This window comes from Corynebacterium urealyticum DSM 7109 (genome assembly GCF_000069945.1).
GTDB lineage: Bacteria > Actinomycetota > Actinomycetes > Mycobacteriales > Mycobacteriaceae > Corynebacterium > Corynebacterium urealyticum.
This window is the reverse complement of the sequence record NC_010545.1, coordinates 1,930,856-1,946,215: the sequence shown is the minus strand read 5'-3', so window position 1 is coordinate 1,946,215 and position 15,360 is coordinate 1,930,856. Positions and strand designations below refer to the sequence as shown.

The following is a 15,360-nucleotide window of genomic DNA, read 5'->3' as shown; positions in this document are numbered from 1 at the left end:
AAACCGCCGCCCCAACGAAGGGGAGCGGCGGTGGGCCTATAACAGCCGAGTAGCGACTACTTGTCGGTTGGGTGACCGTCCTTGTCGCGGTCGAAGGCGCCAGCCTCCGGGGTGTAAGCGACGACCGGTGCGTTCAGGGAGAACTCAGCGCCGTCGAACTTGATCTCCACCGGCTTCTGGCCGCCGACGTAGAGGTCCTTCACTCCGGAGACGTCACCAGCGGCGTAGCTGAGGCACTTCTGATCCTTAGCGCCCTTCTGCAGGTCCTCCAGGGCATCCTTGCGGTCCACGACGAGGTTGCAGCCCGGCTTGATGGTCTCGCTCAGGTTCGCAGCCTTGCCGTCCACGGAAGCGGAGACCAGCTTGACGTCCTTGGCGTTGTCCTCCGCGTTGGAAGCGGTGAACTTCAGGGACGGCTTGCCGTCGGCGCCCAGAACCACGGAGACGTCCGCGACGTCCACGTTGCCTTCCTTGGCGTGCAGGCCGTTCACGGCCGGGGCCTGCTCTGCGGTCTGGGTGATCTGACCAGCGGAGCAAGCGGTCATGCCCAGGGCGGCACCTGCAGCAACGATGGCGAGGGCACCGCGGACAACGGTCGACTTCTGAGACTTCACGTTCTGATCCTCCATTGTGAGGCTAGGCCTAGGCCGGTTAAGGCCCTTCAACAGTTGTGGTCATCGTACCCGGCGCAAATTGGCCGGAAACTTATAGCTGCTTCACAGAATAGCCCCTTGGGTGGGCAGATTCCTAGTTCAGGCCACCGCTTTCCCCTAATCCCACCCCGTTGTTACCCCTATTATTTGGGGACGTCGCCCTCCGGCGTCGGTGCGCGCTGGTCGAAGCGTTGAAGCTTTCCTGCGGGACCGGGCCTTTCTGCAGGCAGCGGGCCGATCGGGTATGCTCGAACACGGTTTTTAAAGCGCAACGAGGGCGTAAATAGGAAGGTCACGGATGGATTTCAAGGTCGGCGACACGGTCGTATACCCACACCACGGCGCAGCTCAGATCGAGGGGATCGAGCAGCGCGAGTTCAAGGGTGAGACGGTGGACTACCTGGTGCTGCGCCTCTACCAGGGTGACCTTTCCGTCCGCGTCCCGGCCGCGAACGCCGAGAAGGTGGGTGTGCGCGACGTCGTCGGCGAGGAGGGTCTGCTCAAGGTCTTCTCCGTGCTGCGCGAGACGGACGTCGAGGAGGCAGGCAACTGGTCCCGCCGGTACAAGGCCAACCAGGAGCGCCTGACCTCCGGCGACCAGAACAAGGTCGCCGAGGTGGTTCGTGATCTGTGGCGCCGTGACCAGGATCGTGGCCTCTCGGCAGGCGAGAAGCGCATGCTGGCTAAGGCCCGCCAGATCCTGGTGGGCGAGCTCGCGCTGGCCGATGGCGTCGACGATAAGAAGGCCGACGCGATGCTGGCCGAGATGCACGAGACCATCGAGCGCCACCGTGAGCAGGCCGCTGCCGCCCGTGCGGCGGATACCGAGGGGGACGCCGCCATCGATCTCGACGACGAGCTCAACAAGTAACAGCCACGGTTGCCAGCCGTCCCTCGAGGGTGGCTCAACGAGTAGAGAGCGCCGGGTGAGACGTGTTTTCCAAGACCGATACTGCAGCGCTGCCCGTGGTGGCCGTCATCGCGGCGGCGGGGAGCGGCACCAGGCTGGGCGCCGATCAGCCTAAGGCCTTCGTGGAACTGGCGGGGCGCACCCTCGTGGAGCGGGCGCTGGACGGGCTCGCCAGTTCCGGGGTGGTGGGGCGAACCTTTGTCATGATCAGCCCGGACATGCAGGGGCGCATGGCGGAGATTCTCGACGATCCTGCGAACCAGGCCGCGTGGGCAGGGATGCGAGTGAGTACCGGAACCGGGGGATCCGAGCGCTCCGATAGTGTCTTCGCCGGCCTGCAGCTCGTGGAGGGCGAGCTCGGCTCGCCGGTGGACTGCGTGGAATGCGCGCAGGTGGACGAGGCGATCGTGCTGGTGCACGACGCCGCCCGCTGCCTCACCCCACCTGCAATGATCGTCCACATCGTCGAGCAGGTCCGCACCCACGGGGAGGCGGGTACCGCGGCGGGTGTGGTTCCCGCCCTGCCGGTGACGGACACGATCAAGACCATTGCGGACGGGATGGTCACCGGCACCCCGGCCCGCGATGGCCTGGTGGCGGTGCAGACCCCGCAGGGCTTCCTCTTCTCCGCGCTGATGGACGCTAATCGGAAGTACCAGGCAGGCCTGGAGCTCGGCCGTGGGCACGCCCGCCTGGCCACGGACGATGCCTCCATCATGGAGCTCGCCGACTATCCGGTAGCCATCACCGCCGGCGATGACCGGGCGATGAAGATCACCACCCCGCGGGACTTCGCCATCGCTGAGATGATGGTTGAGTGATGATGATCGACCGATGATGGTCGAACAAGGAAGGAAATAGCACCCATGACCCAGCCGATTATCCCCCGCGTCGGCATCGCCTCCGACGCCCACCAGGTCGAGCCCGGCAAGCCCTGCTGGATGGCCGGGCTACTCTTCGAGGACGCCGATGGCTGCGAGGGACATTCCGACGGCGACGTGGTCAGCCACGTCATCGTCGACGCACTGCTCAGCGCCTCCGGACTGGGGGACCTGGGCAGCTTCGTCGGTGTGGGACGCAAGGAATACGACGGCGTCTCGGGCGAGCGCCTGATCACGGAGTGCCGTCAACTACTGGCCGAGAACGGCTTCACGATCGGCAACGTTGCCGCCCAGATGATTGGCAATAGGCCGAAGATGGGGCCGCGCCGGGAGGAAGCCGAGCGCCGCCTCACCGAGCTCGTCGGGGCGCCGGTGTCCGTTTCCGCGACGACCACCGACAAGATGGGCTTCACCGGCCGCGGGGAAGGCGTGGCCGCTCTCGCTACCGCGGTTGTGTGGAAGGCTGGCGCTTAAATTGCGTGCCCACGAAAATGGACACGATGAAGGTGTAAATCGCGAAACCTAGAAGCTCCACGGTGCTCGCTGAGCGGGGTCCATCCTTGAGGATCAGAATAAGGATGACTACTGCGGGGATCCCGAGCAGTGTGGTTCCGAGCAACGTCGTTCGCCCTAGCGCTGCGTCTCCGTGCCGGTAGTGGTGGAAAGAAGAAGCCGCGCCGACGGCAGCCCCCACTGCGAGGATGAGAAAGATCAACCAGCTGTGCATCGGTGGGCTCTACTTCTTCCAAATGTGGCTCAGGTGAATCAGTTCAATATTCAATATATCGCCCGATGGTTGGTGCGGAAGGTTTTTGGCTAAATCCGTTTTATGGTCGGCCTAAGAATTAGCGCACGTCGATGGTGCTGGAGATCCGGCCCAGACCCTCGATCTCAACCTCGACGGTGTCCCCGTGCCCCAGGTACTGAGGCGGTGTCATCCCGTGGCCCACGCCTGCCGGTGTGCCGAGAGCGATGACGTCCCCGGCCTCCAGCGTGGCGAAATTCTCCACGTACTCGACCAGCTCCTGCGGCTTGAACACCAGGTCGGCGAGGCTGTGCTCCTGGCGTAGCTCCCCGTTCACCCTGGTCCGCAGCATCGCGCCTTCCGCCACCGGGTCGAAGGGCTGACCCTTCTCATCGGTGGCCATCGTCAGCCACGGGCCGAGCGCGCTGGATTCGTCCAGATTCTTACCCTGCAGCCACTGCTGAGTGCGGTACTGCCAATCCCGCTGGGAGAAGTCATTCATCACCGCATACCCCGCGATCTGGCCACCGTGCCCCATCACGATCGCTAGCTCGCCCTCATAATCCAGCTTCTGCGCCATCGCACGTGGTACCCGCACATTCCCATAAGGCGTGGTCAGCGCCGTGGCGAACTTCGCGAACAGCGTGGGGTGGTCCGGCACCGGATGCCCCATCTCCACGATGTGCTCCCGGAAATTCAACCCGGTGCAGAGCACCTTCCGCGGGTTCGGAATCACCGGAGCCAACTGACGGGCCGAGAACTCAATGCTCTCCCCGGCGCTCGCGGAGGCCGAGAGGGTGACGTCCTGAAGAAAACCCCCGAGATCCCCGTCGGCCAGGACGGTACCGGTGCCGTGCGTGCCGTCGAAGCTCTCCACACGGATGGTGCGCAGACGGCCGGCGGTTTCGATGGTTGCTAGGCGGTGGGCCATGATCCTCCTCGGGCAGGTCTTTTGGTGACTGCCTACCGAGGATAGCCTTCCAGTCGGCAGCCACCGGCCACCGAAGTACAATTGCGGTGACGAGGGGCACGGGGCGCATCCGTCCTGGCCCGCCAGAGCAAAAACCTGCAAGACCCACGAAGGCGGCCAACCATGGTTGATTCTTTGCCCACCGACGCGTCGGAGCCGATGCCGCTCCAGCTGCGCATCTACGACACCGCGAGCCGCAAGGTCCGCGAGTTCACCCCGCTGCGCGAAGGCAAGGTTTCCATCTACCTGTGTGGCGCCACCGTGCAGTCCATCCCACACATCGGGCACGTCCGTTCCGGTGTGGCCTTCGACGTCCTGCGCCGCTGGCTGCTCGCCCAGGGATACGACGTCGCGTTCGTCCGCAACGTCACTGACATCGACGACAAGATCCTGACCAAGGCCGCCGAGAACAACCGCCCCTGGTGGGAGTGGGCAGCAACCCACGAGCGCGCTTTCACCTGGGCATATGACCAGCTGGGCGTGTTGCCGCCGTCCGTGGAGCCGCGGGCAACCGGGCACGTCCCGCAGATGATCGAGTACATGCAGCGCATCATCGATAACGGCCACGGCTATGCCGCCGACGGCAATGTCTACGCCCAGCCCGCCTCGATCGAGAACTACGGCTTCCTCTCTGGTCAGAAGCTCGACGAGCTGGACCAGGGTGAATCCGCAGGCACGGGCAAGAAGAACCCCCGCGACTTCACCATGTGGAAGGCCGCCAAGCCGGGCGAACCCGCATGGGATACGCCGTGGGGCCGGGGACGCCCGGGCTGGCACATCGAGTGCTCCGCGATGGCCACGAACTACCTGGGCGGGGAGTTCGACATCCACGCCGGCGGGCTGGACCTGCAGTTCCCGCACCACGAGAATGAGGCCGCCCAGGCCACCGCCGCCGGGGATGGCTTCGCTCAGTACTGGATGCACAACGGCTGGGTGACCATGAGCGGGGAGAAGATGTCCAAGTCGCTTGGCAACGTGCTGAGCGTGCCGAACATCCTGGAGAAGGTCCGCCCGGTGGAGCTGCGCTACTACCTGGGCAGCGGCCACTACCGTTCCATGCTGGAATACTCCGAGTCCGCGCTGGCCGAGGCCGCCGCCGGTTACCGCAGGATTGAGAAGTTCCTGCTGCGTGCGGCCGCTTACCTCGCCGCCATTGAGGACGACGCCCCCGCCTCGGCCGGGGATCAGGCTGCCCGCGGCCCGGAACAGCTGGTGGCCGTGGGCCAGTGGCCGGAGGCCTTCGCCGAGAAGATGAATGACGACCTCGCGGTGCCGCAGGCGCTGGCCGTCATCCACGACGCCGTCCGCGAGGGTAATAAGGCCCTCGAGGTCAAGGACACTGAGACGGTGATGCGGGTCGCGGGGCAGGTTCGTGCGATGATGAGCGTCCTCGGCGTGGACCCGTTCGACGAGCACTGGCTGGAGCAGACGATGGCCGGGCAGGGCTCTTCGGCGGCGATGACCGCCCTAGATTCCCTGGTGCAGGACGATCTGCAGCGTCGGGCGGAGGCTCGCGCGGAGAAGAACTGGGCGGTGGCGGACGAGGTCCGCGACCGGCTCACGGCAGCCGGTATTGAGGTCACCGATACCGCCGATGGGGCTCAGTGGAGCCTGAAGGAGTAGCGCCGCTCCGCTGAGGCGCGCCCGTGGCGCCGGCGCCCCGGCTGGGGTGCCGGTTTAACGGACGTGCTGCTCAGCTAGGGCCTGGAACACCGCCTGGTTCATGGCGAAGGCTGCGCTGGCGCAGTTAATGATCTTTTCCTTGGACTCGGCGCTGAGCTCGAGCTGGTTGAGCGTGATGCGGTAGCGGTCGCGGTAGGGCTTGATCCGGCCGATGGCGTCGAAATCGTAGAAGGATGTGCTGCGCTCATCCAGGCCGTAGTACTTCTCAAACATGCGAGCGATCACCTGGCCACCCGACATGTCTCCCAGGTAGCGGACGTAGTGGTGAGCCAGCGCTGCCTCGCCGTCCTGCTCCGTGCCGATCTGGCGCAGGACCTCGACGTAGTTCTGGGTCGCAGGCAGTGGCGCAATGTGCTCGCGCCACTGCCCGCCGTAGAGCTGCTCCAGGTCGGACTCCAGCGCAGAAAGTCGCTCCAGGCGCGGGTCGTAGATCGAGGCCAGCTCCGCTGTGTCCTGGTTCGCCCGGACCGCGGATTCGAGGGCCTCGTAGACGAAGTAGAGCTGGCCGGTCAGGGCAGCCACCGCGTTGATATCCAGTTTTCCGTCGAGCAGTTGGGTCATAAACACTGAGTTTTCCGCGTCGTGGTGCGCCTGCGCGGTCTCGCTTTTGAGCAGGGCGGAGAGCTGGCCTTCGGCATAAAAGGTGTGGCGGGTGGCGGTAGTCATGGGTTTTCCTTCCGTAACGGGATTAAAGCTTCTTGAGTGAACTGGGGTTTGTTCTGCGCCGGGGGAGCGCGACCGGGTTGCCTGCTGAATCCTGGAGTATTTCCACATCGGCGTCGTAAATGGCGCTGATGAGCCCGGAGCTGAGAACCTCGGTCGGGGCGCCTTGTGCAAACACGCAGCCACTGCTGAGAACGACGATGTGGTCGGCATAGGCCGCCGCGGCTGCGAGGTCATGGAGAACCACCACGACCGTCTTTCCCTCGTCGGCGAGGCCGCGCATCGCTTTGAGAACGTCCTCGGCGTGCGCCAAATCCAATGCCGCAGTGGGCTCATCCAGCAGGACCACGGGAGTGTCCTGGTAGAACACCCGGGCGCAGTGCACGCGGGCGCGCTCGCCACCGGAGAGGGTGGGGAGGACCCGCGGGAGGAGGTGCTCGATCTCGCAGGTGGTGATCACTTCCTGGCGAAGCTGTGGATCCGGCGTGGACCAGGGGTGCCGGCCGAAATCGAGAACCTCCTCCGCCGTGAAGGGCACACCGATGGGGTGGTGTTGGGTCAGCACCGCCCGCCGTCGCGCGAGCTGCTTGCTGCTCAGTTGGCTGACGTCCTCGCCCGCGATGAGGATCTGCCCGGAGTCGATATCGAGGTCGCCAGCGATCGCGGCGAGCAAGGTGGACTTCCCGGCACCGTTCGGCCCCACCAGTGCGGTGACCTGGCCTGCGGCAGCGGTGAAGGTGACGTCGTCCAGCAGTTCGTGCTCGTCCACGCTGAAATGCAGTTTTTCTATTGTGATGCTCATTAGTGCTTCACCGACCTATCGGAACGAATCAGCAGCCAGAAGAAGATCGGGCCGCCCACGATGGACGTCAGCATTCCCAGCGGCAGATCGGTGCCGGTGATGAGGGCGCGGGCGGCGAGGTCTGCCAGTGTGGCTGCGAGTGCGCCACCGAGGAAACACGCGGGCACGAGTGCGCGGTGGCCGGGGCCGATGAGCAGCCGCAGGGCGTGTGGGACCACGAGCCCGATGAACACGATGATCCCGGAGAATGCCACACCGGCAGCCACCACAAGTGCTGCGATTGCGATGACGATGCGGCGGAGCGCGACCACGTTGATTCCGAGGTGTTGGGCCTGGGATTCCCCCAAACTCAGGATGTCGAGCTTGGGTGCAAGCACCCAGAGCAGGACGGCGGCTGGAGTGGTCAGCGCTAGGATGATCCCCACCTGGGACCAGTCGGCGCTCGCGAAGCTGCCCATCTGCCAGAAGACGATGCGGTCGCGCGCCGTGGTGCTGGCGATGTAGGTGAGGAAAGAGACGATGCCGCCGCAGACGGCGTTGACTGCCACGCCGACGAGGATGATGCGCGCCATATCGCGGCTTCCTCGCGCGCTGGCTGCGACGATGGCGGTCGCTGCGATTCCGCCGACGAAGGCGGCGATGGCGATGGTCCAGTTTGAAGTCAGGATCGCCGCCAGTCCTGCGCTGCTCAACCCGAGCGCGCCGGCGGCACTGGCTGTGCTGAACACGGTGGCCAGTGACGCGCCGACCGCAGCACCAGAGGACACACCGATCAATCCGGGTTCGGCCAGCGGGTTGGCAAATACCGCCTGTAGCGCCAACCCGGAGATCGCTAGCCCTGCGCCGACGATGGCGGCAAGGGCAACCCGGGGCAGGCGGACCTCCCACAGCACCACATCAAGGGAGGTGGATTGCCCAAGGCCGGTGACGATGTGCGCCAGGGAGCGGAGGGACTGCTGGGCGCTGGCTCCGAATTGTCCGACCGCGACGGACCACAGGATGGCCGCGATAAGCCCAACCCCGAGAGCGATGATCACCGCTGGGGTTTTGGCGGCACGGAGGCGGTTCCAGCGGCTCCGGATCGCCCGACGTGGGTCGCGCTGGAAGACGAGCCCGGCGGGTTGACCGCCCTTCGCGGTACCGGAGCGGGGCGTTTTCGATTGCTTTTTGAGCACGCTAGTCGCCATATAGCGCCTCCGCCATCGCGTCGATCACGCCTGGGGTGTTTGGTCCGAAGGAGAGCAGTTCGGAATCGGGAACGTCGAGCACGGAGCGGTTCTTTCCCGCTGGAGTCTGCGACACGCCCGGAACCTTCAATAGCCCATCGACCCCGCCCACCGATTCCAGGCCACTGCTCATCACGATGAGCGTGTCCGGGGCGGCCTCGATGAGCGCTTCGGGGGTCAGCGGGGTGAAGCTGCCATCGATGCCCAGTTTCACGCCGGCGTCAGTACCGCCGAGCCTCTCGATGAGGCTTCGGCCACCGGATTCCGGCCCGGCGATCATCGCCACACCGGTGCCGCGCACGTAGAGAACCATCATGCTGCGACCATCTGCCCGGGACCTCGCGGACGCGGAGGCCTGGTCGAGCTTTGCGTTGATCTTTTCGGTGACGTGATCCGCGGCCTGCTCTAGCCCGATCCCGGCGGCGACCTCTTCGACGAGGGTGCCGATGGTTTCCGGGGTGCGTTCCGCAGTGATGTCGATGACCTTCACCCCGGTTGCCCGAAGCTTCTTCATGACCCGGCTCGGGCCGATCGAACCATCAGTGAGGACGATGTCGGGGCGCAGGCTCAGCACCGTTTCGGCGTTGATCGAGTGACCGCCGGGGGTGACCAGGGGAAGGTCTTTGACCCCTGGGAAATCGGAGGCGGTGTCTCGCCCGATGAGGTTTTCCCCCATGCCCAGCGCCCATACCGTCCGGGAAAGCGCGCCTGCGCGATCCAGGGTGAGGATGCGGGCGTCGCGCGCCGGAGATTGCTCCACCGTTTGCTTGTCGACGAGGACCTCGGGGTCGCGGCTGGGGAGGCGTGCAGAGACGTGGCCAGCGGGGGAGGAGGCGGGTGAACTCTCGCCGTGGCGCGCAGTTGCTGCCTTTTCTGCCGAGGCGGCCTGTGACTGCTCGGCCGTGGGGGTAGGGCCCGAAGTCGGCGCCCCGCAGCTGCTCAGGGCAAGCGCGGCCGCGAGGTAAAGCGGCAGACATACGCGCTGTGGGGGTGTCCGCATGGTGAGAGTCCTTAGAGATTCTTGACTATAACAACATAGGTTAGGTTAACCTCGGTGAGGTTAGCATAACCTAGTGATACCCCAGGAAGAGGTTCCAGAATGAAGACAATCCGCACCGCACGCCCGCGCGCAGCAACCGCTGTCGCCGCACTCATGGCACTGAGCCTGCCTCTGCTGGCAGCCTGCTCGGACGATGGATCAGAAGAGCAGGCGTCGGCCTCCTCCACCACAGAAGCGCCAGCTAGCGAGGCGTCGAGCGAGGCTCCGAGCACGTCCGCTGCCGCTGAGTCCAGCGATAGCGCCGAGGCCACAGGCAACAGCGAAGTGAAGATCACCGCAGACCCAGCAGAAAACCTCGCGGATGGGCAGAAGATCTCCGTCAAGGTCACCGGCCTGGACCCGGAAGCGGGCTACTACGGCGCCATCTGTGCTGCGGAGAGCACCCCGGGTAAGCCGATGCCAGACTGCACCGGCGAGCGTGGCGCTGCCGGAACCCAGCAGTGGATCACCCAGAAGGATGGCGGCACCGCGCCCCTCTCCCCGGCAGGAGAGACCGAGTTCACGCTGACCGCAAAGCAGAAGGGGCAGGCCGTTGACTGCGCCACGCAGGAATGCGTTCTGAAGATTTTCGGTGACCACACCGAAGGCTTCGAGGACGTCGCGGAGGTCCCAGTCACCTTCGCCAGCTAGCCACAGCTGCGACGCAGTGGCCGAGCAATAGTGTGAATGGGCGCTGGAACGATAGACTTGGTGCTCGATAATTCACGCACAACTAGGGAGCACGATGGCTGGCAACTCGCGACGACACGGCGGCGCACGCAAGAACAAGAAGGGCCCGTCGAAGGGGTCGGCCGGGGAGAAGCGCCGCGGCCTGCGTGGTAAGGGTCCGACCCCGAAGGCGGAGGACCGCGTCTACCACCAGGCGCACAAGCGCAAGAAGGCCGCACAGCGCCGGGCATCCGGGGCGCACGACCGCCGCGATGCCTTCGGTGGCAACGAGCTGGTCGTCGGCCGCAACCCCGTGGTGGAGTGCCTGCACGCCAACGTCCCGGCGTCCGCCCTGTACGTCGCGGAAGGGACGGGTAATGACGACCGACTGTCCGAGGCCGTCCACATCTGCTCCAGCCGCGGCATCTCGGTCCTGGAGGTCAGCCGCCAGGAGCTGGATCGCATGACCGGCAACGGGCTACACCAGGGCATTGGTCTGCAGATCCCACCGTATAAGTACGCGGATGTGCACGACCTCATCGAGCGCGCCGCGGATTCCGCGACGCCCGGCCTGGTCGTGGCGCTGGACAACATCACCGACCCGCGCAACCTGGGTGCCGTGATCCGCTCCGTGGCAGCTTTCGGTGGCCACGGCGTGGTGATCCCGGAGCGTCGCAGCGCGTCTGTGACTGCCGTGACCTGGCGGACCTCCGCGGGTACGGCGGCGCGCCTGCCGGTCGCGAAGGCAACGAACATGGTGCGCGCGCTGAAGCAGTTCCAGCAGAACGGCTACCAGGTCGTCGGTCTGGATGCCGGTGGGGAGCACACACTGGACACCTACGACGGCACGACGCCGACGGTGGTCGTCGTTGGCAGCGAGGGCAAGGGGCTGTCCCGTCTGGTCGGGGAGACCGCGGATACGATCCTCTCGATCCCGATGGCTGACAAGGTTGAATCCCTCAACGCCTCCGTGGCTGCTGGCGTGGTGCTGAGCGAGTTCGCCCGCCAGCGTCGCGTGGGCAAGAACTAAGACCAGGCAGTAGCGAAAGGCCGCGCTAGCAAGTGCTAGCGCGGCCTTCTTTATAACGTTCCGGGGATCGGCCCGCTGAGGCGTCTTAGTGGTGGTTCTCCGAGTTGGCGCAGGAGTCCGCCTCGCACAGCGGCACGGAACTATCGGTACCCGGCTGAGAGCTCAGGCTCGCCGCGCCCGACTGGCCGGTGCGGCCGGCTACCCCGCTCAAACCCTGGCCTGCGGCATAGGAGGCGGCGCGCACCTCGTCGGCGTCCATCTGGCGACCCCGCAGCCACTCGATGAACCAGCAGACCAGGTAGATCAGGAAGCTCAGCGTCGTCACGAAGACGGAAACTGGCAGGCCGGGTGCCAGCGAAAGCACCAGGCCGCCCACCGCGGCCGTCACCGAAAAGATCGCGGAAAGGACCACGGCGACCAGGGGATTGGCGGTAACCTTCACCGCCGCCGCACCCGGGGTAATCAGCAGCGCGAGGAGCAGCAGGGCACCCACGATCTGCACGCCCTGGCTGGCCACCGCACCCAGCACGGCGGCGAAGAGGATGGAAAGCAACCGCACCTTCACCCCACTGGCAGCGGCCATCGTCGGATCGACGGTGGCGAAGAGCAACGGCCGCCACAGCAGCGCGATGACCGCGACGACGATCACCGTCATAATCGCCAGCATCTTCATATTCGACGAGCTCACGCCCACGATCTGCCCGGTGAGCAGGCTAAAGGCGATGGAGGAACGGCCGGGGTAGAGGTAGATAAAGAGCACCGAAAGGCCCATGCCGAAGCTCAGCACCACGGCGACGATGGAGTCCTGTTCTCGGGCGCCCACCACCCCGAGAATCACCGCCGCACAGACCGCTCCGAGTAACGCACCCCAGGAGACGCTGAAACCGAAGAGCAAGGCGGCCGCCGCACCCATCAGCGCGAGCTCGCCGGTGCTGTGTGCCGCGAAGCTCATGTTGCGCATCACGATGATCGGCGCGATCGCTCCGGAGAGCACGCCCAGCAACAGGGCTGCGAGGATGGACTGCTGCACGAAATCCACGTTCAGCAGGGCAAGGGTGTCCGCCCACCACTGGCCGGTATGAAACTCGCTCATAGAACGATCAACTTCCCATCTACCTCGATGACCTTCACCTCGGTCTGGTACAGCTCCGAGAGGGTCTCGGTGTTCATGACTTCCGCGACCGTGCCCTGCCGATGCCCGTGCGGGGTGATGTAGAGAACCCGGTCGGTGACCTCGAGGATCGGGTTGATGTTGTGCGTGATGAACAGCACCGCGGCATTCTTTTTCCGCCGCTGGCGCTCCAATAGCTCAACGGTGGCGCGCTGGGCGCGCAGGTCCATGGAGAGCAGCGGCTCGTCGCACAGCAGGATTTCCGGGTCCCCTGCGAGCGCCTGGGCCTGGCGGATCAGCTGCTGCTGGCCGCCCGACATCTTCCCGACGCGGCGGTCCGCCAGCCCGGCCGCGCCGACCTCGGCGAGCGCGGCGTCGATCTGCTCGCGGCGGGGGCGGCGGTTGCGGAACACCCCGTGTGCGGTGGAAAGCCCCACCAGGTCACGCGCCCTAATCGGCAGGTTCGCAGGGAACATTCGCTGCTGCGGGATGTAGCCGATCGTGCCTTCCACCTCGACGCTGCCGCGGGTCAGCGTGCGCTGCCCCAGCACGGTCTGGAAGAGGGTGGACTTGCCCACGCCGTTTGAGCCCAAAATAGCGAGAAATTCCCCCGGGGCGACCTCGAGGTTGAGGTCGCGCCACAGGGGTTCAATCGCGGCGTTGTGAAACGCTAATCTCATGCGTCCTCTAGCTGCTTGAGGATGCCATCCACGTAGTCGAAGTACGTGGTGCCCCGGTCCGGGGTTTCGTTCACGTTTACAGTAGCAACGTCCTTATCCTTGGCGGCCTTCGTCAGCTCTTCGGCTGCCGGGGTCTGGGCCTGCTCGTTAGTGATCAGGACGTCCAGCTTGCCGTCCGTGATCAGCTTCTTCGCGGCGGCGAGGTCTGCTGCGGAGGGCTCGGCTTCGCGGGCCACGGCCTTGGCGAAGGACTCTGGGGTGATGTCCTCGAGGCTGGAGTCCTCGACGATGGCCTCGGCAACCGACTCGGTCAGCATGACCTTCTTGGCCGGCAGCTTCTTCATGCGCTCGGTGTAGGACGCGGTCTTCTCCTTGATCTCGCTGTTCTCGTCCAGCTTGGCCGGGAAGTCCTTGTCGAGCTCGTGGAGCTGGGTTGCGAGGTTATCGGCGAAGGCGTTGACGATGTCCATGTCCAGCCAGGCGTGCGGATTCTGGCCGCTGCCGTGGTCATGCCCGTGGCCGTGCTCGTGATCGTGGTCATGGCCCTCATGATCGCCGTGATCATGGTCGTGGTCGTGACCCACGTGATCGTCGCCCTCATGATCGTGGTCATGCCCGTGCTCGTGATCGCCGTGGTCGTGCGTGTGGGCCGCGGCCAGCGGGAGAGCGCTCACGATCGGGGCGTCGTCCGCATTATCGGTGAGCCAGTTGTCGTAGCCCGCGCCGTTGGCAGCGATGAGGTCCGCGCTCTTGGCCTTCGCGATGTCGGCGGCGGTGGCCTCGTAGCCGTGCGGATCGTCGTCCTTGTTCTCCATGATGGTCTCGACGGAGAAGGTCTCCTCCGCCCCGTCGACGCTCTCGATGACCGCCTTGGCGATATCTCCCCAGACCGGGGTCGAGGCGACGATCTTGAACTCCGTGTTCTCGGCCGGATTGTCCTGCGAGCCGCCCTCGGAGCAGGCGGCAAGGCCTGCGGTCAGGGTGAGGGCACCGAAGATGGCGGCGCCGCGCTTGCGGGTTGTTGCACTAAAGTTCATAGAAACTTCTCACAGTTGTTGGTAATGGGAACAGATTGCAATAAGCAATCTAATGCAGCACCCCGCCGGCCAGCAATTTTTTTTGCCAACCGCCTACGGTAAGAAGCATGAATCAACCCGCCCGTCGAGGCACCCTCGCTTCCATCGCCGCCGAGTTGGGCGTATCCCGGACCACCGTCTCCAACGCCTATAACCGGCCCGGTCAACTCTCCGAGGAGCTGCGCACCAAGATCCTGCAGACCGCGGAGAAGATGGGCTACCCGGGGCCCGACCCCATCGCGCGTTCCCTGCGCATCCAGCGGGCGGGTGCCGTCGGCGTCCTCCTCACCGAGGAGCTGACCTACGCCTTCGATGACCAGGCCTCCGTCGAATTCATGTCTGGCGTCTCGCAGGCCTGTGGCGAGATGGGGGTGTCCATGCTCCTCATCCCCGCCGGGGTCCAGTCCGATGGGAAGGACGCCACCGCCCTGATCAACCAGGCTGCCGTCGACGGTTTCATCGTCTACTCTGTCGCCGACGAGGACCCCTACCTGGAGGCCGCCATTAGTCGGGGACGCCCCGTCGTCATCTGCGACCAGCCCGCCGGTCGCGAAGGGCTCCGCTTCGTCGGAATCGACGACCGCGAGGCCATTAAACCGGTCGTCCGTCGTCTCGTCGACGCAGGTCACCGCAAGATCGGCATCCTGTGCATCCGGCTGGATCGGGAACCCAACAACGGGCCCGTCAGCCAGGAGCGGCTTGCCGGGGCGCGCATGAATGTGCAGCGGGATCGTGTGGCCGGCGCGCTGGAGATTCTCGCCGAGGCGGGCATCGACACCGCGAGCGTGCCCCTCGTGGAGCGCCACATTAACGATGCCGGAACCACCGAGGACGCCGCCCGCGAGCTGTTGGAGAATAACCCGGATCTCACCGCCGTGGTGTGTACGACCGACTCGATGGCGCTCGGTCTGCTGCGCTACGCCGACTCGGTGGGCATCGACGTCCCTGGCGACTTGTCGGTGACCGGTTTCGACGGCATCCCGCAGGCAGAGGCCGAAGGTATTGTCACGGTGCGCCAGCCCTCCCGCACGAAGGGGCGCCTGAGTGGTGAGCATCTCGCGGAGGAGATCCGGGCGCGTCGGAAGGCGGCGAAAAATCGGAAATCCGCGCCATCGCGGGCGCAGTCGGAGACCCCGCCGGCGGTCTACCTGGAGACGACGGTGCTGGACGGTACCTCTATCGCTTCTCCGCGGGCTTAGGGTGCCGCGGGCTCTACCGGCAC

At 65.4% G+C, this 15,360-nt stretch carries 16 protein-coding genes; 7 read left to right on the top strand and 9 right to left on the bottom strand.

Features of this window, described 5'->3' with window-relative positions:
* Nucleotides 1–56: 56 nt before the first annotated feature.
* The gene (locus CU_RS08415; RefSeq protein ID WP_231837651.1) at nucleotides 57–614 is read right to left on the bottom strand and encodes a hypothetical protein; all 558 of its coding nucleotides are present in this window, start codon (nucleotides 612–614) and stop codon (nucleotides 57–59) included.
* A 337-nt stretch (nucleotides 615–951) separates the two neighbouring features.
* On the opposite strand from CU_RS08415, the gene CU_RS08410 reads away from it, so the two are divergent.
* From CU_RS08410 to ispF, 3 genes are all read left to right on the top strand, one after another.
* Nucleotides 952–1,524: a CarD family transcriptional regulator gene (locus CU_RS08410; RefSeq protein ID WP_012360912.1), complete on the top strand. Its 573-nt coding sequence runs from the start codon at nucleotides 952–954 to the stop codon at nucleotides 1,522–1,524.
* A 62-nt stretch (nucleotides 1,525–1,586) separates the two neighbouring features.
* Complete coding sequence (locus CU_RS08405) at nucleotides 1,587–2,384, top strand: IspD/TarI family cytidylyltransferase (RefSeq protein WP_012360911.1); 798 nt, start codon at nucleotides 1,587–1,589, stop codon at nucleotides 2,382–2,384.
* 45 nt (nucleotides 2,385–2,429) lie between these two features.
* Nucleotides 2,430–2,918, top strand: a complete 489-nt coding sequence (ispF, locus tag CU_RS08400; protein ID WP_012360910.1) for a 2-C-methyl-D-erythritol 2,4-cyclodiphosphate synthase — start codon at nucleotides 2,430–2,432, stop codon at nucleotides 2,916–2,918.
* Nucleotides 2,919–3,289: 371 nt separating this feature from the next.
* On the opposite strand, the gene CU_RS08390 is transcribed toward ispF, so the two are convergent.
* Nucleotides 3,290–4,120, bottom strand: coding sequence for a fumarylacetoacetate hydrolase family protein (locus CU_RS08390; protein WP_012360908.1), 831 nt, complete (start codon nucleotides 4,118–4,120; stop codon nucleotides 3,290–3,292).
* 162 nt (nucleotides 4,121–4,282) lie between these two features.
* On the opposite strand from CU_RS08390, the gene cysS reads away from it, so the two are divergent.
* Entirely contained in the window at nucleotides 4,283–5,782 is a 1,500-nt protein-coding gene (gene cysS / locus CU_RS08385) for a cysteine--tRNA ligase (protein ID WP_456236537.1), read from the top strand.
* A gap of 54 nt (nucleotides 5,783–5,836) precedes the next feature.
* Here cysS and CU_RS08380 read toward each other — a convergent pair whose 3' ends face one another.
* From CU_RS08380 to CU_RS08365, 4 genes are read right to left on the bottom strand one after another with little or no spacing between them, the layout of a single operon-like run.
* The gene (locus CU_RS08380) at nucleotides 5,837–6,508 is read right to left on the bottom strand and encodes a biliverdin-producing heme oxygenase (RefSeq protein ID WP_012360906.1); all 672 of its coding nucleotides are present in this window, start codon (nucleotides 6,506–6,508) and stop codon (nucleotides 5,837–5,839) included.
* 22 nt (nucleotides 6,509–6,530) lie between these two features.
* Nucleotides 6,531–7,307, bottom strand: coding sequence for a heme ABC transporter ATP-binding protein (locus CU_RS08375; protein WP_012360905.1), 777 nt, complete (start codon nucleotides 7,305–7,307; stop codon nucleotides 6,531–6,533).
* The gene (locus tag CU_RS08370) at nucleotides 7,307–8,494 is read right to left on the bottom strand and encodes a FecCD family ABC transporter permease (protein WP_012360904.1); all 1,188 of its coding nucleotides are present in this window, start codon (nucleotides 8,492–8,494) and stop codon (nucleotides 7,307–7,309) included. The genes CU_RS08375 and CU_RS08370 overlap by 1 nt, the downstream gene beginning before the upstream one ends.
* Nucleotides 8,484–9,533 (bottom strand): heme/hemin ABC transporter substrate-binding protein, encoded by a 1,050-nt coding sequence (locus CU_RS08365; protein WP_012360903.1) that lies wholly within the window; start codon nucleotides 9,531–9,533, stop codon nucleotides 8,484–8,486. Before CU_RS08365 ends, CU_RS08370 begins: the two co-directional genes overlap by 11 nt.
* A 99-nt stretch (nucleotides 9,534–9,632) precedes the next feature.
* Between CU_RS08365 and CU_RS08360 the strand changes: the two genes are divergently transcribed.
* Nucleotides 9,633–10,223, top strand: coding sequence for a neocarzinostatin apoprotein domain-containing protein (locus CU_RS08360; RefSeq protein ID WP_012360902.1), 591 nt, complete (start codon nucleotides 9,633–9,635; stop codon nucleotides 10,221–10,223).
* A gap of 94 nt (nucleotides 10,224–10,317) precedes the next feature.
* On the top strand, nucleotides 10,318–11,271 hold the full coding sequence (gene rlmB / locus CU_RS08355; protein WP_012360901.1) for a 23S rRNA (guanosine(2251)-2'-O)-methyltransferase RlmB: 954 nt from the start codon (nucleotides 10,318–10,320) through the stop codon (nucleotides 11,269–11,271).
* 85 nt (nucleotides 11,272–11,356) lie between these two features.
* On the opposite strand, the gene CU_RS08350 is transcribed toward rlmB, so the two are convergent.
* The 3 genes from CU_RS08350 to CU_RS08340 are packed head-to-tail and all read right to left on the bottom strand — an operon-like array spanning nucleotide 11,357 to nucleotide 14,099.
* Nucleotides 11,357–12,364 carry a metal ABC transporter permease gene (locus CU_RS08350; protein WP_012360900.1) on the bottom strand — a complete coding sequence of 336 codons (1,008 nt, stop codon included), beginning with the start codon at nucleotides 12,362–12,364 and terminating at the stop codon, nucleotides 11,357–11,359.
* Nucleotides 12,361–13,062: a metal ABC transporter ATP-binding protein gene (locus CU_RS08345; protein ID WP_012360899.1), complete on the bottom strand. Its 702-nt coding sequence runs from the start codon at nucleotides 13,060–13,062 to the stop codon at nucleotides 12,361–12,363. The genes CU_RS08350 and CU_RS08345 overlap by 4 nt, the downstream gene beginning before the upstream one ends.
* Entirely contained in the window at nucleotides 13,059–14,099 is a 1,041-nt protein-coding gene (locus tag CU_RS08340; protein WP_012360898.1) for a metal ABC transporter solute-binding protein, Zn/Mn family, read from the bottom strand. The genes CU_RS08345 and CU_RS08340 overlap by 4 nt, the downstream gene beginning before the upstream one ends.
* Nucleotides 14,100–14,206: 107 nt before the next feature.
* Here CU_RS08340 and CU_RS08335 point away from each other — a divergent pair, with 107 nt between their 5' ends.
* Complete coding sequence (locus tag CU_RS08335) at nucleotides 14,207–15,337, top strand: LacI family DNA-binding transcriptional regulator (protein ID WP_012360897.1); 1,131 nt, start codon at nucleotides 14,207–14,209, stop codon at nucleotides 15,335–15,337.
* Nucleotides 15,338–15,360: the final 23 nt, after the last annotated feature.